Here is a 21,963-nt window from a genome sequence, read left to right on the forward strand (position 1 = left end):
ACGGCGCCTTGTTCATTGACGGTCGAAACTACTTCGACGAGATGCGCACCCAGTCCTTGTGTGCGCGATCGCGCAGCGCGTCCCAGTCGGCCTTCGCGACATCCCAGTTGACGATGGTGCGATTGGTGGCTGCGACCTGACCATTGGCAACGGACGACGTCTGCATGGAGTCATAGGCGTAAACGCCGCAAGCGAGCAGCAGCGCGCCCAAAATCATTCCGAAAAAAGTCTGCATGGCGAACCTCCGGTGACGGGCGGATAACGTCGGCCCGGAGTGATGGTTCCGCGGCAGTGCGGCGCGGTAAGGACGGCTCGTTCATCCTTCATTCAGCCACTCCAGCAGCTCCGCATTGATCTCGCGCGGATAAGTGTGGCTGAGATCGTCGATCTCACGATAGGTGACCTCGGCGCCGGCAGCGGCGAGCGTCGCTTGCGTCTGGCGCGCCGTCTGCACCGGAAACATCCAGTCGAGCTTGCCATGGGTGATGAAGATGGGCAGACCTCGGAGCCGCGCGGCGTCGGCCATCTCCGCCATCAGCGGATGGAACGTGGCCGAGACCGGTGCGAGATGCGTAAAGGGCGAAGCGCCGTCGAGGCCGGTGACGTAGCAGAAGGTGCCGCCGTCGCTCATGCCGGTCAGCAGCAGGCGCGAGGCATCGATGCTCCAGCGGCTGCGCACGCTGTCGAGGATGCGCATGAGGTTCGGCGTGTCGGCATCATCGCCCATCAGCGCCCAGGTCGGGCCGGTCGCGGTCGGTGCCACCAGGATCGCGCCCAGGCTGCGGGCGTCGCGCAGCCAGCTCCAGAGAAAGCCGCGGCCGTTGCCGCTGCCGCCATGCAAGGCCATCACCAGCGGCATGGCGCGATCGGGCGCGTAATATTCGGGCACGTAGACCGAGAAGCCGCCGCGGCTGCCGGGCTCGTTGTGGTCGTGGAAGATGCCGGTGTCTTCGCTCGGGCCGGCTTCGAGCCGCGCCAGCAGATCGCCATCCTCGCGATTGGCGACGTTGAGGAAGAAGCTGCTCACCGGCGGAAACTGCACCGCCAGCGGATACAGCGCCTCCTGCGCGCGGGGGACGTGGCGCAGCGCGCGGAACACCGCGACGAGATCGCCGTTGCCGCGCTCGACATCGCGAATGCCGGCAAAGGCGGCGAGCGTCTCGTTGCAGGTGCGATCGAGCCGCTCGCGCAGCGCGGCGAACGGCTCCGGCCATTCTCCTCCAATCGCCAGGTGTGCCGTTTGCAACGCCGCGTCGGGCATGCCGATCGCATTCATCACCGAGGCAAAGGCCGGCGGATGCAAATGCCGCTGGAAGAAGCCGAGCGCTTCCAGCGCGTTGAGCAGCGGCGGCAGCACGGCCACGATGTCGTCGATCACGGCCTCGCTCATCGCGGCTTCCTTTTGGATCAGTGCAGCTGCGGCGCCTTCAAAAGCTTGAAGCGGTCGGTCGAAGTCACCGTGACATCGAAGGTGACGCCTTCATGATGCACGGTGAGCGGTACGTCGACGCCGGCGGCGCCAAGCGCCCACATCTTCTTGTAGAACTCGGTTTGACTCGTCACCTTCTCGCCGTCGACCGCGAGGATGACGTCGCCGGTCTTGAGCTCGGCGCGGGCGGCGGGGCCGTTGGCGGATATTCCGATCACCAACACGCGGTCGTCGATCTCGGTCGAGAAGAGCCCAAGCCAGGGCCGGGCCGGCTTGTTGACGCGGCCGAACCTGCGCAGATCGTCCAGGATCGGCTTCAAGAGGTCAATCGGCACGATCATGTTGACGTGCTCGGCCTTGCCATCGCGTTCACGCTCGAGCTGGAGCGAGCCGATGCCGATCAGCTCGCCGCGCTCGTTGAGCAGCGCCGTGCCGCCCCAGTTCGGATGCGCAGGATAGGTGAAGATGGCCTCGTCCAGCAGATATTCCCAATAGCCAGCGAATTCCTGCTTGGCCACGATCTGGCTCGCGACCGAGCGCGTGCGCCCGCCGGCGCCGCCGACCACGACGCGGTCGCCGATGCGGGTGTCGGCCGAGCTGCCGAGCGGCAAGGGCTCAACGCCGAGATCGCCGAGCGCCTGCACGAGGCCGAACCCGGTGACGGAATCGAAGCCGAGGGCATGCCCTTCGACGACGCGTCCGTCGGCAAGGTGCAGCCATACCGATTCCGCCTCGGTGATGAGATAGCCGATGGTGAGCACCAGCCCGTTGTCGATCACGACGCCGTTGCCGGCGCGCTCGGTGCCCAATGTTTCCGCGCTGAAGGCGTCCGGCGGGATGATGGCATGCAGGCCGACGACGGAGCCGAGCGCGCGGTCGAGATCGAAACCATAGTCGCTCGCACGCGGCTGGTTGGCCGGCGGCACTCTCCATTCGGTCAGGGCGGGCATCGCATTTACTCCTAGTCGTCCTGCCGCGCCGTAGCAGCCGGAGCGCAGCGGTAATCTAAGCCGCGAAGGACCATCTTAAAAGGCTTCATCGCGCCAAAAAATCTTGCTCGCGGCTACGCGGCAGGTTGCGAGGCGGCTGCATAGCACCGCCAGGAACCATGTCGGTCCGGCGCTCCGGCGCCGCCTCCCGTTGATAGATGTGAGTTCCGTCTTTTCTTGCCTGCAAAATAATTTTACGTCCGGGCATGCCCTTTGTGAGCATGACCAAGTCGAATCCAAAGCTGAGTGCGCCCGGCGCCCTCGGCCAGCTCCGGCGCCTGCACGCGGCCGTGCGATTCGCGCTGCCGCAGCGGCATGCGGTGACGATCATCATCGTGCTGGTGCTTGCGGTCGCCGGCATCAATGCCTTCGAGCCGCTGGTGCTCAAATGGGTGTTCGATCAGCTGACGGATCTGCAGCAGCCCGGCCCCATCGTGACCGGCGTCCTGTTGCTGCTTGGCTTTGCCATTTGCCGGGAGTCGATGGACGGCCTTGCCAATTGGCTGACCTGGCGGACGCGGATCGGCCTGCAATATGCGCTGCTCGAGGCCACCATCGGCAAGCTGCACCGCATGCCGCTCCGCATCCAGCGCAGCGAGGGCATTGGAGCCATCATGACGCGGCTCGACCGCAGCATCCAGGGATTTACCTCGGCCGTCGCGCTGATCCTGTTCAGCATCATGCCCTCGCTGATCTTTCTGGTGCTTGCGATCGCGATCATGCTGCGGCTGGAGTGGCGGCTGGCCCTGCTCGTGCTCGTCTTTGCGCCGCTGCCGGCGGTCATTGCGGCTTTTGCCGGACCCGAGCAAATGCGGCGCGAGCGCACCTTGCTCGACCGCTGGGCCAAGATCTATTCGCGCTTCAACGAGGTGCTGTCCGGGATCGTCATCGTCCGCAGCTTCGCGATGGAAGATGCGGAGAAGTCGCGCTTTCTGGGTGACGTCGCCGCGGCCAACAAGGTCGTGATCCAGGGCGTCGCGGTCGATGCCGGCTATGCCTCCGCGAGCAATCTCGTGGTCGCGCTGGCGCGCCTCGGCGGCCTGGCGCTCGGGGCGTATTTCGTCGTGCAGGGCGAGGTCACGGTCGGGACCGTGATTGCATTCCTGGGCTATATCGGCGGGCTGTTCGGTCCGGTGCAGGGCCTGAGCGGCGTCTATTCGAATTTGCGCAAGGCCTCCGTCTCGCTCGACGAGATCTTCGGCATTCTCAATATCCAGGAGCATCTCGGCGATGCCCCGGGCGCGATCGACCTTGCCGGGATCAAGGGCCAAGTCAGCTTCGAAAACGTGCATTTCCGCTACGAGCAGCCGCAGCGTCCCCTGCTCGATGGTCTGACCTTGCATGCCTCGCCCGGCGAGACGATTGCAATCGTCGGCCCGAGCGGCTCCGGCAAGACCACGTTGATGGCGCTCTTGATGCGCTTCTATGATCCGCTGGAGGGCCGCATCAGCATCGACGGCCAGGATCTGCGCGGCATCAAGCAAAGCTCGTTGCGCCGGCATATCGGCGTCGTGCTCCAGGATCCGCTGCTGTTCAACGACAGTGTCAAGGCCAACATTGCCTATGGCCGGCCGGAGGCGACCGATGCCGAGATCGAATCCGCCGCCAAAGCCGCGCATGCGCACGACTTCATCATGCGCCTGCCGGACGGCTATGAGACGCGCGTCGGCGAGCGCGGCGGTCTGCTGTCGGTCGGCGAACGCCAGCGCATCACCATCGCTCGCGCGCTTCTGAAAAATCCGCCGATCCTGATCCTGGACGAGGCAACCTCCGCACTTGACGCGGAATCGGAAGAAGCCGTGCAGACCGCGATCGACCAGCTCGTGGCCGCGCGCACCACCTTCGTGATTGCGCACCGGCTGTCGACGGTTGTCAACGCGGACCGCATCATCGTGCTGAAGGAGGGCCGGATCGCCGAATCCGGACGTCATGGCGAATTGATGCGGCAGAACGGCTATTACGCCTCGCTGGTCCGCCGTCAGCATCGCGGGCTGATCGACAACGATGTCGATCCTTCGGCAGTGCCGGCGGCGCAATAGCGCGCGAAGCTCCCTCTTCCCTTCAGGAACTTACAAGCCTAGCCTGCGTTTCACACGGCTTGCGGCTCCGTTCCAGGCAAGGGGGGTCCATGGTCAATCTCGGTGTGATGCGACGGACCACGCCGGCGACGGCGAAAGCGCCTTCGCGGCTGCGGCGCTTTTGCCGAGTCGCCGCGGGGTATTGGGTCAGTGGCTCCGGCATGGCCTGGCTGGTCACGATCAGCATGACGGCGGTGGTGTTTGCGAGCCTCGGCATCACCTACGGCCTCAATCTGTGGAACCGGCACTTCTACGACGCGCTCGGGGCAAAGGACGCCGGCGCGGCGCTGCACCAGGCGCTCGTGTTTCCTGGTCTGGTCGGTCTCTATCTCGGCCTGTGCGTGTTCGCGATGTGGGCGCGCATGACCATGCAGCGCACCTGGCGCGCCTGGCTGAATGCGCATATCCTCAAGCGCTGGCTCGCCCACAGCCGCTTCTACAAGCTGGAGCTGGTCGGCGGCGACCACAAGAACCCCGAGCATCGCATCAACGACGACCTGCGCATCGCCACCGAGATGCCGGTGGATTTCGTCTCCGGCTTCGTCACCTCGCTGTTGTCGGCCGCGACCTTCATCGTCGTGCTCTGGAACGTCGGCGGTGCATTTAAACTCGATCTGGGCGGTGATGTCGTCGTCATCCCCGGAGCCCTCGTGATTGCGGCCGTGCTCTACGCTCTGATCGTCAATGGGTCGATGCTGGCGGTGGCTTTCCGGTTCATTCCGCTGACCGAGCAGAAGAATCAGGCCGAAGCCGAATACCGCTATGCGCTGACCCGCGTGCGCGAGAACGCGGAGAGCATCGCACTGCTCGGCGGAGCCGCTGCCGAAGCTGAGCGGCTCGACCAGGGGTTCGGCGCCGTCATCGCGCGCTGGCGCGATCTGATGGGGCAGCATATGCGCGCGGTCATCGTGCAACAAGGCAGCGCGCAGCTCTGCGGCGTGGTGCCGGTCCTGCTGTGCACGCCGCGCTATTTCGACGGCAGCATGTCGTTAGGCGCGATCATGCAGATCGCTTCCGCCTTCACCATCGTCCAACATGCGCTGAGCTGGTTCATGGAGAACTATACGCGGCTTGCGGACTGGACCGCGTCCGCACGGCGGGTCGGCGCCTTGATGCTGGCCATCGACGAGATTGAATCGGCGGAAGCCGGACGCGCGCTGCGCATTGAGCGCCGCCGAGGCGATGCGGCGCTCGAGCTGAACGATGTCGTGGTGGCGCTCGACGACGGCACGCCGATCGTGCGCGGCGCCAGCGTCACGATCGCGGCCGGCGAGCACGTGCTGATTGCTGGGGAATCCGGCAGCGGCAAGAGCTCGCTGGTTCGAGCGATTGCCGGCTGCTGGCCGTGGGGGCAGGGCAGCGTCACGCTCGCCTCGGGCCAGCACATGCAGGTCGTGCCGCAGCGGCCTTATGTGCCGTTCGGCACGTTGCGGGACGCGGTCACCTATCCGTTGCCCGCCGCAGACTTCGAGAGCGCGACTGTCTCCAGGGCGCTCGTCCTGGCAGGCCTTGGACAATTCGCAAGCCGGCTCGATCACGTTGCGGCCTGGGACCGCATCTTGTCGGAAGGCGAGAAGCAGCGCCTGGCGATCGCCCGACTGTTGTTGCACCGCCCCGATATCGTCGCGCTCGACGAGGCGACCTCCGCATTGCATGTCCAGGGTCAGGCCGACCTGATGGCGGTCATCACGCGCGAACTGCCGCAAGCGACCATCATCAGCGTCGGTCATCGCCCCGAGCTCGAGGCTTATCACGACCGCAAGCTGACGATCGCGCGGCGGATCGATGGCGCGGTGATTTCAGCCGATCAACCGATCCGGCGCGGACTGGAGGCCGCGGAGTAGGCAGACGTCGCATCGCTTTTGCCGACACCGATTGCATGGCTGATCTCCTGGCTGGCGCTGGTCCGCGTTGCGCGAAGCTGCTAACCATTGCCGCTTCGTTTGACCTAGGGATCACGGACCGAAGCAATGGATAACCGCAGCGACATCTGGCGTGGCATCGACACGATCAAGGCGCGTTTCATCGACCTCAGCGATAGGGTCTGGGGCATGCCGGAGGTGTGTTACACCGAGGCACGGTCCGCCGCCGAGCATCTCGCCGAGCTGCGTCACCAGGGTTTCCGCATCACCGAGAACGTCGCGGGCATCCCGACCGCGCTGATCGGCGAATGGGGTGAGGGCGGTCCGGTCATCGCCTTCATGGGTGAATATGACGCGCTGCCGGGCCTTAGCCAGGAGGCGGGCGTTGCGGAACATCGTCCGATCGAGACCGGCGGCCATGGCCATGGCTGCGGCCATAATCTGCTGGGCTCCGCGGCGCTGCTCGCCGCGACCGCGGTGAAGGACTGGCTCGCCGAGAACAAGGTGCCGGGCCGCGTGCGTTATTACGGCTGCCCGGCGGAAGAAGGCGGCGCGGCAAAGGCGTTCATGGTGCGCTCTGGTGCGTTCGAAGATGCCGACATCGCCATCACCTGGCATCCGCACAGCTTCTGGGAAGTCGCAGTGACGCCGTCGCTCGCCAACACCCGCGCGGACTTCACCTTCACGGGCCGCACCTCGCATGCGGCCGCCTCGCCGCATCTCGGCCGCTCCGCGCTCGATGCGGTGGAGCTGATGAATGTCGGCGTGAACTATATGCGCGAGCACATGCCGAGCGATGCGCGCGTGCATTACGCGCTGCTCGACACCGGCGGTATCGCACCCAACGTGGTGCAGGCCCATGCGCGGGTGCGCTACTCGATCCGTGCGCGCGATCTGCCCGGTATGAACGAGCTGGTCGGACGCGTGCGCAAGATCGCGGAGGGCGCGGCGCTGATGACCGAGACCAAGGTCGAGATGAAGATCATCTCGGCGGTCTCCAACATCCTGCCGAACGCGCCGCTGGAGCAGGCGCTGCACCGGGTGATGGAGGAGCTCGGACCGCCGCATTTCGACGACGCCGACAAGGGCTTTGCCAGCCAGATCCGCGCGACGCTGAGCGACAAGGACATCGCGTCGGTCTATTACGCCATCGGCATGGAGCCGACCGATCGGCCGCTGGCCGACTTCCTGGTGCCGCTCGATGCCAAGCGCAATCCGCTGGTGGGCTCGACCGACGTCGGCGACGTCAGCTGGGTGGTGCCGACCGTGCAGGTTCACGCACCGACGGTTGCAATCGGCACACCGTTCCACACCTGGCAGGTGGTGGCGCAGGGCAAGAGCGCGCACGCCCACAAGGCCATGGTGCAGGCAGCCAAGGCGATGGCCGGTCTCGGCATCAAGGCGTTGATGGAGCCGGAACTGATCAAGGCCGCGAAAGCGGATCTCATGAAGCGGACGGCCAAGACACCTTATGTCTGTCCACTGCCGGACCACGTCGCGCCGCCGCTCGACATGTCCGTGGCGTAGAATTTCGCCTCGTCATTTCGTCTGATCCGGCGAACAAATTTTCCGCAGTGCAGCGCGGAATCCGGCGTGTTTTGACGCCGGATTGCCGAGCAGTTGGGCTGCGGATCGCGGTTTTGCCCAACAGACAGCCAGAGGACTGTTTGCATACACACAGTCGCAGTTGACGTGCGGCCTATTCGGTGTGCCATCTATCGCCAGCCAAACTCGGCGGCCGCGGCTCGCGGCTGCCTGCATCCGTACCGGAACCAGACGGGGGACAACCATGCTGGACAAAGAACTGCGTTCGATGATCGGTGACGTGAAGGACGGGCGGATGGATCGCCGCGCCTTCATCAAGCGCATGGCCGCAGTCGGTCTTACCGCACCACTGGCCAACCAGATCCTCGCGCTCGGCGGCGTTGCCATGGCGGAAGGTCCGCAAGTTTACAAGCCGACCAAGCGCGGCGGCGGCGGCGCGCTGAAGCTGCTGTGGTGGCAAGGCCCGACCCTGCTTAATCCGCACTTCGCCACCGGCACCAAGGACCAGGACGGCTCGCGCCTGTTCTATGAACCGCTCGCCTGCTGGGATCCGGACGGCAACATGAAGCTGGTTCTGGCGGCCGAGATCCCGTCGGTCCAGAACGGCGGTCTGGCCGCCGACGGCAAGTCGGTGACCTGGAAGCTCAAGCCCGGGGTCAAATGGCACGACGGCAAGCCGTTCACCGCCGACGACGTCGTGTTCAACTGGGAGTACGCCAAGGATCCGGCGACCTCCGCGCTGACGATCGGAACCTATCGCGATATCACCGTCGAGAAGGTGGACGATCTCACGGTCCGGATCCTCTTCAACAAGCCGACGCCGTTCTGGGCCGACGCCTTCGTCGGCGCTCCCAACACCATCATCCCGAAGCATCTTTTCGCCGACTACAAGGGAGCCAAGTCGCGCGAGGCGCCGGCCAACCTCTCGCCGGTCGGTACCGGCCCCTACAAGTTCGTCGAGTTCAAGCCGGGCGATCTCGTACGCGGCCAGCTCAACCCCGATTACCACATGCCGAACCGGCCTTATTTCGATACGGTCGAGATGAAGGGCGGCGGCGATGCCGTTTCGGCGGCGCGCGCGGTGATCCAGACCGGCGAATATGATTTCGGCTGGAACATCCAGGTCGAGGACGACGTGCTGCTGCGGCTGGAGAAGGGCGGCAAGGGCAGGACCATCTACGCCGTCGGCGGCGACACGGAGTTCATCGCGCTCAACTTCACCGATCCCAATACCGAGGTTGACGGCGAGCGCTCGTCGATGAAGACCAAGCATCCGCTGCTGTCCGACCCCGCAGTGCGCAAGGCGCTGTCGCTGCTGGTCGATCGCGAGTCCGTCAAGAAGGCGATCTACGGCCGCGCCGGCCGCACCACCGCCAACTTCCTCAACGGTCCGGAGAAGTTCGTTTCCAAGAACACCTCCTGGGAGTTCAGCATCGAGAAGGCTTCGAAGCTGCTCGACGATGCCGGTTGGAAGCCCGGCGCGGATGGCATCCGCGAGAAGGACGGCAAGAAGCTGAAGCTGCTGTACCAGACCTCGATCAACGGCCCGCGCCAGAAGACCCAGGCGATCGTCAAGCAGGCCTGCCAGAAGGCCGGCATCGACGTTGAGCTGAAATCGGTGGTCGCGTCCGTGTTCTTTTCCTCCGACGTCGCCAACCCCGATACCTATGCGCATTTCTACGCTGACCTCGAGATGTTCCAGATCCCGTTGAGCCAGCCGGATCCGGCGCAGCACATGCGTCGCTATCTGTCGACGCTCGTCGCCACCAAGGAAAACAAGTGGCAGGGCACGAACTTCCCGCGGTGGGTCAACAAGGATTACGACGCGACCATCGAAGCCGCCGAAAGCGAGATGGATCCGGTCAAGCGCGCGGCGCTCTACATCAAGGCCAACGATCTCATGTTCCAGGATACCGTATTCATCCCGGTGCAGCATCGGCTGAAGGTGGAGGCGGCCGCCAACAATCTGCGTCCGATCATCAGCGGATGGGCCAACGAAACCGACAATCTGCACGACTGGTACCGCGAGGAATGATCACGCGCGGCTAGGCGGGGTCCTTCTGTCATGAGTCAGTATGTCCTGCGTCGCCTTCTGATCGCGATTCCGAGCCTGCTCGGAATTTCGGTCGTGCTGTTCGTCGTGCTGGCGCTCGCCCCCGGCGATCCGTTCTCCGAATTGGCGACGAACCCGAACGTGCCGCCCGAAGTGCAGGCCGCACTTCGGGCCAAATTCGGCCTCGACGATCCGATCTACCTTCGTTACCTGCACTGGCTCAACGCCATGATGCACGGCGACTGGGGCTTCTCCTTCGTTAGCCGGATGAACGTCGATCAGCTCATTCTCCAGCGCCTGCCGGCCACGCTCTATGTGATCGGCTCGGCACAGATCCTGGCTCTGCTGATCGCGATCCCGGTCGGGGTCTATGCGGCCACGAAACCCTATTCGCTGTTCGACCAGATCGCCAACACACTTGCCTTTGTCGGCTTCTCGCTGCCGACCTTCTTCACCGGCATCCTGTTCATCCTGATCTTCTCGGTCACGCTGGACTGGCTGCCCTTCGTCTACACCACCGACATCAAGGGCACCGGTATCCACTGGGTGCTGGAGATGATCCGTCAGGCGATCATGCCGGTGGCCGTGCTCGGCCTGTTCCAGGCGGCCTCGATGACGCGCTTCGTGCGCTCGGCGATGCTCGACGTCATCAGGCTCGACTACGTCACCACGGCGCGCGCCAAGGGCCTCGGCCAGGCCAAGGTCATCGTCAAGCATGTCATGCGCAATGCCATGATCCCGGTGGTGACGCTGATCGCGCTGCAGATGCCGGCGGTGTTCGGCGGCGCCATCGTCACCGAACAGATCTTCCGCATTCCCGGCATCGGCTCGCTGCTGATCTCCTCCATCCTCTCCAACGACACGCCGGTGGTGATGGCCGTCACCTTCGTCTTCGCGTGCCTCGTGGTGCTGTTCAATCTCATCGCGGACGTCCTTTATGGTTGGCTTGACCCTCGCATCTCCCTCCGCTGAGCGGCGGGTCTACTCGCCATGGCGTGAAACGTGGCGGCGCTATAGCCGCCACAAGCTCGCCGTGGTGAGTGCGTTCCTGCTTCTCGTTCTGATCCTTGCGGTGGTGGCTGGCCCCTTCATCTGGCGGGTCAAGATCGACGACATCGACATCGTGGCGGGCCTGCAGGGGCCGTCGCTGGCCCATCCCTTCGGCACGGACGATCTCGGACAAGATATCCTCGCGCGCATGATCTATGGCGGCCGTATCTCGCTCGCAGTCGGGCTCGCCGCGATGCTGGTCTCGGTTTTTATCGGCACCCTGATCGGCGCGCTCGCCGGCATGTCGCGCGGGGCGCTCGGTCACGCCCTGATGTGGCTGACCGATCTGTTCCTGTCGCTGCCCCAACTGCCGCTGCTCTTGCTCCTCATCTATCTCTTCCGCGACGGGCTGAAGCAGGTATTCGGCCCCGAGGGCGGCATCTTCATCCTGATCGTGCTGGTCATCGGCGGCCTGCGCTGGATGCCGGTCGCGCGGCTCGTGCGCGCGCAGTTCTTGTCGATCCGCGAAAAGGAATTCGTCGAAGCGGCGCGCGCGCTTGGCGCAAGCCCGGTGCGGCAGGTGCTGAGACACATCCTGCCCAACGCGCTCGGCCCCGTGATCATCGCCGGCACCATCGACGTTGCGGCCGCGATCATCGCCGAATCGACGCTGTCGTTCCTCGGCCTCGGCTTTCCGCCGGATACCCCAACCTGGGGCCGGCTGCTGTTCGACGCCAAGGACTTTCTCGACATCGGGCCGCACTGGGCGCTGTTCCCCGGCGGCGCGATCTTCATCGCGGTGGTCGCCATCAACTTCATCGGCGACGGCCTGCGTGACGCGCTCGATGCGCGACGGGTGATCTGATGACGCCGCTGCTCGAAATCAAAGGGCTCAAGACTCATTTCTCCACCGACGACGGCATCCTTCAGGCCGTCGACGGCGTCGACATCTCAATCAACCGCGGCGAGACGCTCTGCGTCGTCGGCGAATCCGGCTGCGGCAAGACCGTGACCGCGATGTCGATCCTGAAGCTGATCGCGATGCCACCGGGCCGGATCGCGGCGGGCCAGATCATCTTCGAGGGCCGCGATCTCGTGCCGCTGACGAGCAATCAGCTCGACGATATCCGTGCCAAGGAGATCGGCTTCATTTTCCAGGAGCCGATGACCTCGCTCAACCCGGTGCTCACCATTGGCGAGCAAATCGCCGAGAGCCTGCGCCGGCATGAGCCCGTGACGAAGAAGCAGGCGCTCGAGCGCACCATCGAGATGCTGAAGCTGGTGCAGATCCCCAACGCCGAAGGCCGCGTGCACAATTATCCGCACCAGTTCTCCGGCGGCATGCGCCAGCGCGTGATGATCGCGATGGCGCTCGCCTGCAAGCCGAAGCTGATCATCGCGGACGAGCCGACCACTGCGCTCGACGTCACCATCCAGGCCCAGATCCTCGACCTGCTCCAGGACATGAAGGAGCGTTTCGGCATGGCGGTGATGCTGATCACCCATGCCATGGGCGTCGTCGCCGAGACCGCGCAACGCGTCGTCGTGATGTATGCCGGCAAGGTGGTGGAGGAGGCGGGCGTCGACGAACTGTTCGGCGATCCCCGCCATCCCTATACGCAAGGCCTGATCCGCTCGATCCCGCGCATCGACCTCGACAGCGAGCACAAGACGCGGCTGGAGGCGATTGGCGGCTCGGTGCCGATCCTGATCAACCCGCCGGTCGGCTGTCGCTTTGCGCCGCGCTGCAAGTTTGCAATGAAGGTCTGCACCGAGAGGGAGCCGCTGCTCCGCGAGGTCGCACCCGGCCACCGCATGGCCTGTCATTTGGGAGATCCGCTGTTGGGGAACGCGTCATGAGCGAACCATTGCTCCGCGTCAGCGGCCTGAAGAAACACTTCCCCGTGCTTGGCGGGCTGCTGTCGCGCCAGGTCGGCACCGTCTATGCGGTCGACGGCGTGTCGTTCTCGGTCGATCGCGGCGAGACGCTCGGCCTCGTCGGCGAGTCCGGCTGCGGCAAATCCACCACGGGGCGATGCGTGCTGCGCCTGATCGAGCCGACCGATGGCGAGGTCACCTTCGACGGCCAGGACGTGCGCCAGCTCGGCGGCCACGATTTGCGCGCGATGCGGCGGAACATGCAACTGGTGTTCCAGGATCCGTTCGCATCGCTCAACCCGCGCATGACGGTCGGCGCCATCCTTGGCGAAGCCCTCGTTATTCACAAGCTTGGGTCAACGGCGAAGGAACGCGAGGAGCGCGTCGCCAGCCTGCTTGTCAAGGTTGGTCTCAAAGCCGAGCATATGCGCCGCTATCCGCACGAATTCTCCGGCGGCCAGCGCCAACGCATCGTGATCGCACGTGCGCTGGCGGTCGAGCCGAAGCTGATCGTTTGCGACGAACCGGTCTCCGCGCTCGACGTCTCGATCCAGGCCCAGGTCATCAATCTGCTGGAGGATCTCCAGGCCGAACTGAACCTGACCTATCTCTTCGTCGCGCACGACCTCTCGGTGGTCGAGCACATTTCCGACCGCGTGGCGGTGATGTATCTCGGCCGCATCGTCGAGCTCGCGAAGGCCAGCGACCTCTATCGCAATCCGCAGCATCCCTACACAAGGGCGCTGCTGTCGGCAGTGCCGGTGCCGGATCCAAAACTCAAGCGCGAGCGCATTCGTCTGAAGGGCGACGTGCCGAGCCCGATGAAGCCGCCGTCCGGCTGCCACTTCCACACCCGCTGCCCGATCGCCCAGCCGCGCTGCGCGGAAAGTGCGCCGGAGCTGAAGGAGGGGGCGGGTGGGCATGTCGTGGCGTGCCATCTCGCCTGAGGGAGCAGTCGAGGGGCGATCTCGGTGGGATCGGCCGGCGAAAGGGGGGTCATGAGCCAGGTAAGGAACGTCACTCTCGGAGCTGCAACATCAGCGCGCACGGGGGATCGTGACGCGGAAGCACGCCGGGCGCTGTGGGGATCGGCGCTTGGATACGCCATGGACGGGTTCGACCTCCTCATCCTCGGCTTCATGCTGACGGCGATTTCGAAGGACCTTCATCTCACGCAGCCGCAGGCGGCCTCGCTCCTGACCGGGACCCTGGTCGGCGCGGTCGTCGGAGGACTCGTCTTCGGCGTGCTGTCGGACCGGCTCGGTCGCGTACGCGTCCTGACCTGGAGCATCGTCCTGTTCGCGGTCTTTACCGGACTCTGCGCACTCGCGCAGGGCTATTGGGACCTGCTGACCTACCGTGCCATCGCGGGCATCGGTCTCGGCGGTGAGTTCGGCATTGGCATGGCGCTAGTGGCCGAGGCCTGGCCGGCGAGCAAGCGCGCGCGGGCAAGCTCTTATGTCGGCCTCGGCTGGCAGTTCGGCGTGCTCATGGCGGCGCTGGCGACACCGATTCTGCTTCCGATTTTCGGCTGGCGCGCGATGTTCGCACTCGGCGTGTTTCCAGCCGTGGTCGCCTATGTGATCCGGCGCAAGCTGCACGAGCCCGATGTCTTCATGGCGCACAAGGCGAAGACGGCGGATGCCGGCTCCTCGTTGCGCGCGCTGGTGACCGACGGCGAAACGACCCGGATCAGCCTCGGGATGATCATCCTCTGCTCGGTGCAGAATTTTGGCTACTATGGCATCATGATCTGGCTGCCGAATTATCTCTCGACGCGTTTCGGCTATGGTCTGACGCAATCGGCGCTATGGACATCAGTCACCGTCGCCGGCATGGCGATCGGGATCTTTCTGTTCGGCCATGTCGCCGACCGCTTCGGCCGCCGTCCTGCGTTCCTGACCTACATGACAGGTGCGGCCATCATGGTGGTGGTCTATTCGCAATTGACGAGCGCCACGGCATTGTTGATCGGCGGAGCCGTGATGGGCTTTTTCGTCAACGGCATGCTCGGCGGCTACGGCGCGTTGATGAGCGAGCTCTATCCGACCGCGGCGCGCGCCACCGCGCAGAATGTGTTCTTCAACATCGGTCGAGCCGTTGCCGGTTTCGGCCCACTGGTCGTCGGCATCATCAGCGCTGCTTACGGCTTCCCGACCGCAATCGCGGGCCTTGCGCTGCTCTACCTCATCGACATCGTGGCGTTGCTCGTGCTGATCCCGGAGCGGCGCGGCGTCGATCTGGCCTGACGGAACAGCGCGTTCGCCGAATGCCGTTATGCTCGTGCCGAGCCACGGCCGCGAGTTTCGAAGGCGAGTTCTCGAGCGTCATCCGCAGCTACGCCGGCAAGTGCGGCGTTCGCTACGCCTGGTGAGCGGTCGGTCCCCTCACGCGCTCTTCGCGGGCCACGGTAGGACCTGTCCCGACATCACCAGCCGGTCACGGCCGTTGTCCTTGGCGGCGTAGAGCGCGCGGTCGGCGGCAGCGACCAGCGAGCTGCAGTCCATCGCGGTCTGGGAGGGCAGGCTCGTCGCAGCGCCGATGCTGGCAGTTACCAGCCGGGAAGGCGGATTTTGCGCGTGCAGCATGGCGAGATCTTGCAGCGCCCGGCGAATCCCTTCGCCGAGCTCGGCGCAGCCGTCCGGGCCGGTGTTCGGCAACAGCAGGGCGAACTCCTCGCCGCCATAGCGCGCGGCGAGATCGGCCGGGCGCCTGGCCTGGTTAGACAGAATCCGGCCCAGTGCGCGCAGGCATCCGTCGCCGGCCAGGTGTCCGTAATGGTCGTTGAATTTCTTGAAATGATCGACATCGATCAGCAGGAGCGAAAGCTGCGTGCCGTCGCGGCGGGCACGCGTCCATTCGTCGGCGAGGCGTTCGTCGAATGCGCGCCGGTTGGCAAGGCCGGTGAGACCGTCGGTCGTCGCCAGTGAGGCGAGCTTGTCCTGAAGATCCTTCTGCTCGGTCATGTCGCGCACGACCGCGACGACGCCGTCGATTGCGCCGCTGTCCGAAGCGAGAGTCACGTGCAGCGCTGCTTCGGCCCAGATCTCGCCCTTGTCGCGATGACGCTGGCGGTAGACGAACCTTGCCTCCTCGGCGTCGCCGTTCTTCAGCGCAGTGATGGCCTGCTCGACCCGCTCCATGTCCTCCACGTGAATGCCGGCCAGGGATGACGTGTTCACCAGTTCCTCGGCGGACCAGCCGGTGATGCGCACGCATGCGGGAGAGACGTAGAGCAGGCGGTTGTCCAGTCCGATCCGGGTCACCATGTCGCTGGATTGCTCGGCCAGCAGGCGGAAATTCGCTTCCTTGGCGACCAGGACCTGCGCGATGCGCTGCCGCTGCAACAACTGGCGGACCAGATAGCAGCCGATCACCGCGATCAGCAGCACCAGGCCGAGAACGAAGGTCATGCGCGCGGCGGCCGCGCGCTGCCACGGCGCCAGCACGTCGTCCTGCGATTTGCTCGCCAGCACCATCAGGGGATAGCGGTTGCTGCGCTGATAGTAGCTCAGCCGCTGCACGCCATCGATCGGCGACTTGAAATAGTACACGGCCGCGGTGGGTCGGCTTTTCCATTCTCTGAATAAGGGCGCATTGGACAGATCGCGTCCGACGAAGGCGCCGCTCTCGTCGCGGCTGCGCGCGAGCATGATACCGTCGTTGTTGAGCAGCGATGCCGAGCCATTCGGCCCGACGTCGAACCGCGCGTAGAACTTCGCGAAATAGGCGACGTCGATCGTGAGCAGCGCGACGCCGGCGAAGCTGCCGTCAGGATGGTTGATCCGGCGTGACGCCGTGATGATCCATTGGCCGCCGGCGCGGCTCTTGACCGGCCGCCCGATCAGCGTGCCCTTGTCCGGGGAGTCGCGGTGCTGCCTGAAATAGTCGCGGTCGCTGTTGTTGAGCGTGGAGAAATCGACATGCTCGGTCGTGGCGAGCCAGCGGCCGGTCTCGTCATAGACGAAAATTCCGCGGATGCGGTCGGATGATCTGCGCGTGGGCAGATAGGTCTGGAGCTTTGCGATCGTGTCGGGACCGGTCCCGTCGAGCTCAAGCCGGTGGACCAGTCCGACCAGGATCGTGTCCGCGAGCTCGAACGTGTCGTCGGCATGCTGGATCAGCGAATGCGCGAGGTTGGCGACGTCGACTTCGGCGTTCCTGAGATCGGCATTGCGCGCCTCCCATTCGCGCCAGGCGCTCAGGCCGAGGATAGCCACGCAAATCAGCACGACGAAGCCTGCCGCCCAGAGCGGAAGGCGCGTCTTGCCGAGTTCGCGGCTTGTGACCATCAGGTTTGCTCCAAATCGGCGCAAACCTCTCACTATGGCCTTAACGGCCTGTTGCAACATCCGTGACGATTTGCCGAGCCCGTATTCGGCCGGAGGGAATCCCCGATATTGCGACGGGTTCTCGTCGGAGGGCGTTAACCACGACGCCGCGCTTCGCCTCGCGTCCGCTGCGTCATTCGTCCAGCGTGAAGCCGACGCGCAACGTCACCTGGTAGTGGCGCACTGTGCCGTTCTCGATGTGGCCGCGCGTCTGCACCACCTCGAACCATTTCATCTCGCGCACGGTTTTGGCGGCGCGGCTGACCGCGTTCTTGATCGCATCCTCGATCGAGGTCTCGGATGATCCGACCAGATCCAGGATCTTGTAGACGTGATCCTTCTCGGTTGTGGGCATGGTGAGCTTCCTCGGTTGCGCTGCGGCACGCGCCGCCGCGTGGCCTGCCAAACTGAACGGACGCAGCCCCGTTTCGGTTCCGTCACCGCGGAGGCTGCGCCCCGGCGCCCCCATCGCTATTAACGAAATGATGACGTAACGGTCAGGCATTACAGGACGAAAATGCGTGATTAAGCTCTTGATCGTATCGGTCCGGTGGATGAGGGCCGGGAACTGCCATCGGCCCGGCTTTGACGGCGGGGAGAGCTCTTGACGATTGCCGTGAACCGTTACGATCGCCTGGATCGAGCAAGCCGGTTGTCGCCCGCAGGTATCGGCGCAGACCTGTGGACCCGTCCCTCGACCGTAGCCGTGCTGCTGTGGTTGTCGCTGTTCGCGGCGGAGTTCGTGGCAATGCTGGCGCAGTGCGACTTCAGGTTCGTCTTCGCGCTGGACGATCCGTATATCCATCTCGCGGTTGCCGACCAAATTCTCTCCGGAGGATACGGTGTCAACGCCGGCGAATATTCGTCGCCAAGCTCCTCGATTATCTGGCCCTACGTTCTCGCGCTGACCGAGGCCATGCATCTCGGTGTATTCGGTCCGTTGCTGATCAACGCCGCCGCGGCATCTGCGACGGTATTTGCGCTGTTGCGTATGCTGGAAGCGAGCGGGCTGTTCAGCGACGCCGGCGATCGCCCGTTCAGCTATTTGATCGTGCTGCTCCTCATCTTCAACGTCAGCGCCGTCGCGCTGCCGATGACCGGTATGGAGCACAGCGCGCATGTGTGGGCGTCCATCGTGACCTTTGCAGGCCTCGTTGCAGCGGCGCGCGGATGCCGGCCGACGCCGCTGCACTTTATCGGGCTGGTGCTGCTTCCCCTGATCCGCTTCGAAGGCGCCGCATTTGCTTGTGCGGCTATCGCAGGTTTCGCGCTCCTCGGCTATCGGCGCTTTGCCGCTGCGGCCGCGCTCGTCATCATTGTCAGCCTGTCCTGTTACGTTGCGCTGATGGCGTCGCGCGGCCTTCCGCTCTTGCCGAGCTCCGTGCTGCTGAAGGGCTATCTCGCAAATCTCGACGACTCCGCGAGCAATTTGCCCGCAATCGTCAAGAACTTGATGCGGAGCATCACCACCTCCTATGGCTTGCGGCTCATTCTGCTCGGTCTTGCCCTAGCCGGATGCGCCTCCAGGCTGCGCACCGACCGCAAGGCACGGATCGTCTGTCTGGCCGTTCTCGCAGCCATCGGCGCCCACCTCGCATTCGGCCAATATGGCTGGTTCAACCGCTATGAGGTCTACATCATGGCGCTCGCTGCGGCCGCGTTGCTATGGGGCGCCGCGCAGGCCCGGCCGCGCTTGGGCGCGTTGCAGTGGTCACTCATGAAGCTCGCGCTGGTCCTTGGACTCGGCATTGCGGCGTTGCCTTATGTGACGACCGCGCTGGTCACGCCGATTGCTGCGAGCGACATCTACGAGCAGCAATATCAGCTGGCCCGCTTCGCCAAATCGTTCTACCGGCGCGCGGTTGCAGTCAACGACCTCGGCATGGTCGCCTATGGCAATTCCAGCTACACGCTGGATCTCTGGGGACTTGGTTCGGAACAGGTGCGGAAGGCAAGGACCGCGGGGCAGTATGGACCCGCGGAGATGGAAGCGCTCGCCAGCGATCACGGGGTAGGCCTCGCCATGATCTATGACGCGTGGTTTCCGCAAGGTGTGCCGTCGAGCTGGACGAAGGTCGCCGTGCTGCGAACGAGAACCGTGACCTTGTCGCAACGCGATGTCGCCTTCTATCGCACGCCGTTAGCCGATGCGGCGGAGGTGAATTCAGCGCTTGTGGCGTTCAAGGCAACAATTCCGCCGCGGGACAGGCTGGACATCATCACGCCATAACGTCCCCATCACTCTTGCCCGCGCGAAGAGGGGCGAGTTATCCTCCGCCTCCTTCCCCGCATGCACGATGTGCGATGATGATCGACCGTTGGACGAGGAGCGCGCTGGTCGCGACCGGGTTGCTCGTGGCATCAGTGCCAGGCGTTGCGCAGGACGACCTCGATGGCGCGCCAGGCAGCATCGCGCTGCAAGTGACGACCGATCCGTCCACGGTCGAATGCCGCAGGCTCGAGAGGGTCGACCCCACTTCGCTGATCTTCCTGCCGCTGCGCCGGACCTTCAACGACGATTTCGACGAGCATCCGCTCGCGACGGGGCGTTGGGTGCCGCATTATGCCGGCGGCGCGGCCTGGCCTGAGGCCCGCTATTGGGGCGGCGACGGCTCCGACTTCAAGCGCAAGACCAGCGCCAATGGCGAACAGCAGATCTACGTCGATCCGCGTTATTCCGGCCGCGCAGCGACGCCGCTCGGGCTCGATCCGTTCAGGGTCAAGGACGGCGTGCTGTCGATCGTCGCCAGCCGCACGCCGCCGGAACTGAAGCAGGTCTTGTTCAACAACGAATACATCTCGGGGATCCTGACCACGCAGGGGACGTTTGCGCAGAAGCACGGCTATTTCGAAATCCGCGCCAAGGTGCCGGTCGGCCATGCGGTGTGGCCGGCATTTTGGATGCTGGCGGACGATGGCGGCTGGCCGCCGGAGGTCGACGTGCTGGAAGGCCGCGGCGAGCGGCCCGGCGATCTGGTCATGACCACGCACTGGCGGATTCCGTCGACCCAGAAGATCCAGTCCTGCGGCTTCGACTTCGCGGTCGCCGATGCCTCGAGCGCGTTCCACAATTACGGTGTGCTGTGGGAGGAGGATCGGCTGGTCTACTTCATCGACCGTAATCCGGTCTCGGACATCAAGGTCCCCATCGGCTTCGACGATCCCATGTACATGATCGTCAATCTGGCGATCGGATCGAAATTCTTTCCCGGCGTCAGTCAGGTCGATGCGGAATCGCCGCCGAGCGTCGCATTCGAGATCGACCGGATTTCCGTCTATCAGATCGAAATGGTGCAGGCGCGGAGATAGCGATGTTCGCAAGGTTCTCGCGGCGCGACTTTGCAAGGCTTGCGACAAGGTTTGCGGGCCTCGCCGCGCTCGGCGCTGCGGCCGGTGCAAAGGCTGCGCAGACGGCCGCGGAGAACGACGCGCAGGCGGCGGACCGTCACGCGCCGGCACCGTTCCCGAAGGAGTTTCTGTGGGGTACGGCGACCTCATCCTACCAGATCGAGGGCGCGGTCAACGAGGACGGCCGCGGCAGGTCGATCTGGGACACCTTCAGCCACACGCCGGGCAAAATCGAGGACGGCACCACCGGCGACCGCGCCAACGAGCACTATCATCGCTACAAGGAGGATGTCGCGTTGATCAAGGCGCTCGGCGTCAAGGCCTACCGTTTCTCGATCGCATGGCCGCGGGTGTTTCCTGAAGGAAGGGGCCAGCCAAATCCGAAGGGGCTCGACTTCTACTACCGCCTCGTCGACGAGTTGCTCGCGAACGGCATCGAGCCCTACGCCACCCTCTATCACTGGGACCTGCCGCAGGCGCTCCAGGATCGCCTCGGCGGCTGGCAGTCGAGCGACACGTCGAAGGCCTTTGCCGATTACGCGGCCTATGTCGCCGCCCGCCTGACCGACCGCGTCAAGACCATCTTTACCGTCAACGAGGTCGGTCGCTTCGTGAATTTCGGCTATGGCTGGGGCATCGACGCACCCGGCCTCAAGCTGCCGCCAGCGCAGCTCAACCAGGCGCGCCATCACGTCGCGCTGGGGCATGGCCTCGCCGTGCAGGCGATCCGCGCCTCCGGGCGTGCCGGCACCCGCGTCGGCGCGGCCGAGAACATCGCCGCATGCGTGCCGGCGATCGCAACGGCGGAAAACATCCGCGCCGCCGAGATTGCGACGCGCGAGCTCAATGCCGGCTTCCTCGGCGTGGTGCTGGAGGGCAGATACACCGACGGCTTCCTCGCCTATGCCGGCGCAGATGCACCAAAATTCACGCCTGAGGAGTTGAAGATCATCAGCACGCCGAACGATTTCGTCGGCCTCAACATCTACGCGCCGCAGTTCTACATCACCGCCTCCGACCGCGCACCCGGCTTCCACGTGCTGCCGTTTCCAGTCTCGTTCCCGCACATGAACTCGGAATGGCTGCGCATCGGTCCCGAGGTGATCTATTGGGCGCCGCGCCTCGCCGCAAAGATCTGGAACATCCAGAACATCTACATTAGCGAGAACGGCACCTCGTCCGAGGACAAGATCGCCGCCGACGGCCAGGTCTACGATCTCGACCGCATCATGTTCCTGCGCAACTACCTGACTCAGATGCAGCGCGCCATCGCCGAAGGCGTGCCGATCCGCGGCTATTTCCTCTGGAGCCTGATGGACAATTTCGAATGGATTTTTGGCTACGGCAAGCGCTTCGGGGTCTACCGGGTCGACTTCGAGACGCAGGCGCGGGTGCCCAAGCTGAGCGCCGCGTTCTATCGCGACGTGGTGGCGCGGAATGCGATCGGGATGTGAGGAGCT

17 protein-coding genes are annotated in these 21,963 nt (G+C 64.6%); 12 read left to right on the forward strand and 5 right to left on the reverse strand.

Annotated features, from left to right (window positions below):
• Window positions 1-28: 28 nt before the first annotated feature.
• The 3 genes from JJB99_RS05210 to JJB99_RS05220 all read right to left on the reverse strand — a co-directional run bounded on the left by JJB99_RS05210 (window position 29) and on the right by JJB99_RS05220 (window position 2,379).
• Window positions 29-235, reverse strand: coding sequence for a hypothetical protein (locus JJB99_RS05210; RefSeq protein ID WP_200497719.1), 207 nt, complete (start codon window positions 233-235; stop codon window positions 29-31).
• Window positions 236-316: 81 nt separating this feature from the next.
• A complete protein-coding gene (locus JJB99_RS05215) occupies window positions 317-1,390 on the reverse strand; it encodes a phospholipase (protein WP_200497720.1) in 1,074 nt (357 codons plus the stop codon).
• A 17-nt stretch (window positions 1,391-1,407) separates the two neighbouring features.
• Window positions 1,408-2,379, reverse strand: a complete 972-nt coding sequence (locus JJB99_RS05220; protein ID WP_200497721.1) for a S1C family serine protease — start codon at window positions 2,377-2,379, stop codon at window positions 1,408-1,410.
• Window positions 2,380-2,639: 260 nt separating this feature from the next.
• On the opposite strand from JJB99_RS05220, the gene JJB99_RS05225 reads away from it, so the two are divergent.
• From JJB99_RS05225 to JJB99_RS05265, 9 genes are all read left to right on the forward strand, one after another.
• A complete protein-coding gene (locus JJB99_RS05225) occupies window positions 2,640-4,457 on the forward strand; it encodes an ABC transporter ATP-binding protein (RefSeq protein ID WP_200497722.1) in 1,818 nt (605 codons plus the stop codon).
• An 89-nt stretch (window positions 4,458-4,546) separates the two neighbouring features.
• Window positions 4,547-6,340, forward strand: coding sequence for an ABC transporter ATP-binding protein/permease (locus JJB99_RS05230; protein WP_200497723.1), 1,794 nt, complete (start codon window positions 4,547-4,549; stop codon window positions 6,338-6,340).
• A gap of 126 nt (window positions 6,341-6,466) precedes the next feature.
• Window positions 6,467-7,885, forward strand: coding sequence for a M20 family metallopeptidase (locus tag JJB99_RS05235; protein WP_200497724.1), 1,419 nt, complete (start codon window positions 6,467-6,469; stop codon window positions 7,883-7,885).
• Window positions 7,886-8,147: 262 nt separating this feature from the next.
• Window positions 8,148-9,938 (forward strand): peptide ABC transporter substrate-binding protein, encoded by a 1,791-nt coding sequence (locus tag JJB99_RS05240; protein WP_200497725.1) that lies wholly within the window; start codon window positions 8,148-8,150, stop codon window positions 9,936-9,938.
• A gap of 30 nt (window positions 9,939-9,968) precedes the next feature.
• Window positions 9,969-10,928, forward strand: coding sequence for an ABC transporter permease (locus JJB99_RS05245; RefSeq protein ID WP_200497726.1), 960 nt, complete (start codon window positions 9,969-9,971; stop codon window positions 10,926-10,928).
• On the forward strand, window positions 10,894-11,811 hold the full coding sequence (locus tag JJB99_RS05250; protein WP_200497727.1) for an ABC transporter permease: 918 nt from the start codon (window positions 10,894-10,896) through the stop codon (window positions 11,809-11,811). Before JJB99_RS05245 ends, JJB99_RS05250 begins: the two co-directional genes overlap by 35 nt.
• Window positions 11,811-12,806: an ABC transporter ATP-binding protein gene (locus tag JJB99_RS05255; RefSeq protein WP_200497728.1), complete on the forward strand. Its 996-nt coding sequence runs from the start codon at window positions 11,811-11,813 to the stop codon at window positions 12,804-12,806. Before JJB99_RS05250 ends, JJB99_RS05255 begins: the two co-directional genes overlap by 1 nt.
• The gene (locus JJB99_RS05260; RefSeq protein ID WP_200497729.1) at window positions 12,803-13,771 is read left to right on the forward strand and encodes an ABC transporter ATP-binding protein; all 969 of its coding nucleotides are present in this window, start codon (window positions 12,803-12,805) and stop codon (window positions 13,769-13,771) included. The genes JJB99_RS05255 and JJB99_RS05260 overlap by 4 nt, the downstream gene beginning before the upstream one ends.
• Window positions 13,772-13,930: 159 nt before the next feature.
• Complete coding sequence (locus JJB99_RS05265) at window positions 13,931-15,073, forward strand: MFS transporter (RefSeq protein ID WP_200497730.1); 1,143 nt, start codon at window positions 13,931-13,933, stop codon at window positions 15,071-15,073.
• Window positions 15,074-15,211: 138 nt separating this feature from the next.
• Here the strand turns inward: JJB99_RS05265 and JJB99_RS05270 are convergent, their stop codons facing one another.
• Both JJB99_RS05270 and JJB99_RS05275 read right to left on the reverse strand, forming a co-directional pair.
• Window positions 15,212-17,116 (reverse strand): sensor domain-containing diguanylate cyclase, encoded by a 1,905-nt coding sequence (locus JJB99_RS05270; protein ID WP_200497731.1) that lies wholly within the window; start codon window positions 17,114-17,116, stop codon window positions 15,212-15,214.
• A gap of 172 nt (window positions 17,117-17,288) precedes the next feature.
• The gene (locus JJB99_RS05275; RefSeq protein ID WP_200497732.1) at window positions 17,289-17,510 is read right to left on the reverse strand and encodes a dodecin; all 222 of its coding nucleotides are present in this window, start codon (window positions 17,508-17,510) and stop codon (window positions 17,289-17,291) included.
• Between the two features lie 249 nt (window positions 17,511-17,759).
• Between JJB99_RS05275 and JJB99_RS05280 the strand changes: the two genes are divergently transcribed.
• The 3 genes from JJB99_RS05280 to JJB99_RS05290 all read left to right on the forward strand — a co-directional run bounded on the left by JJB99_RS05280 (window position 17,760) and on the right by JJB99_RS05290 (window position 21,957).
• Complete coding sequence (locus tag JJB99_RS05280) at window positions 17,760-19,385, forward strand: hypothetical protein (RefSeq protein WP_246775146.1); 1,626 nt, start codon at window positions 17,760-17,762, stop codon at window positions 19,383-19,385.
• Window positions 19,386-19,462: 77 nt separating this feature from the next.
• Window positions 19,463-20,464 carry a glycoside hydrolase family 16 protein gene (locus tag JJB99_RS05285; protein ID WP_200500053.1) on the forward strand — a complete coding sequence of 334 codons (1,002 nt, stop codon included), beginning with the start codon at window positions 19,463-19,465 and terminating at the stop codon, window positions 20,462-20,464.
• Window positions 20,465-20,466: 2 nt separating this feature from the next.
• Window positions 20,467-21,957 carry a GH1 family beta-glucosidase gene (locus JJB99_RS05290; protein ID WP_200497733.1) on the forward strand — a complete coding sequence of 497 codons (1,491 nt, stop codon included), beginning with the start codon at window positions 20,467-20,469 and terminating at the stop codon, window positions 21,955-21,957.
• Window positions 21,958-21,963: the final 6 nt, after the last annotated feature.

Source organism: Bradyrhizobium diazoefficiens (genome assembly GCF_016616235.1).
In the GTDB taxonomy this organism is placed as follows: Bacteria; Pseudomonadota; Alphaproteobacteria; order Rhizobiales; family Xanthobacteraceae; genus Bradyrhizobium; species Bradyrhizobium diazoefficiens_H.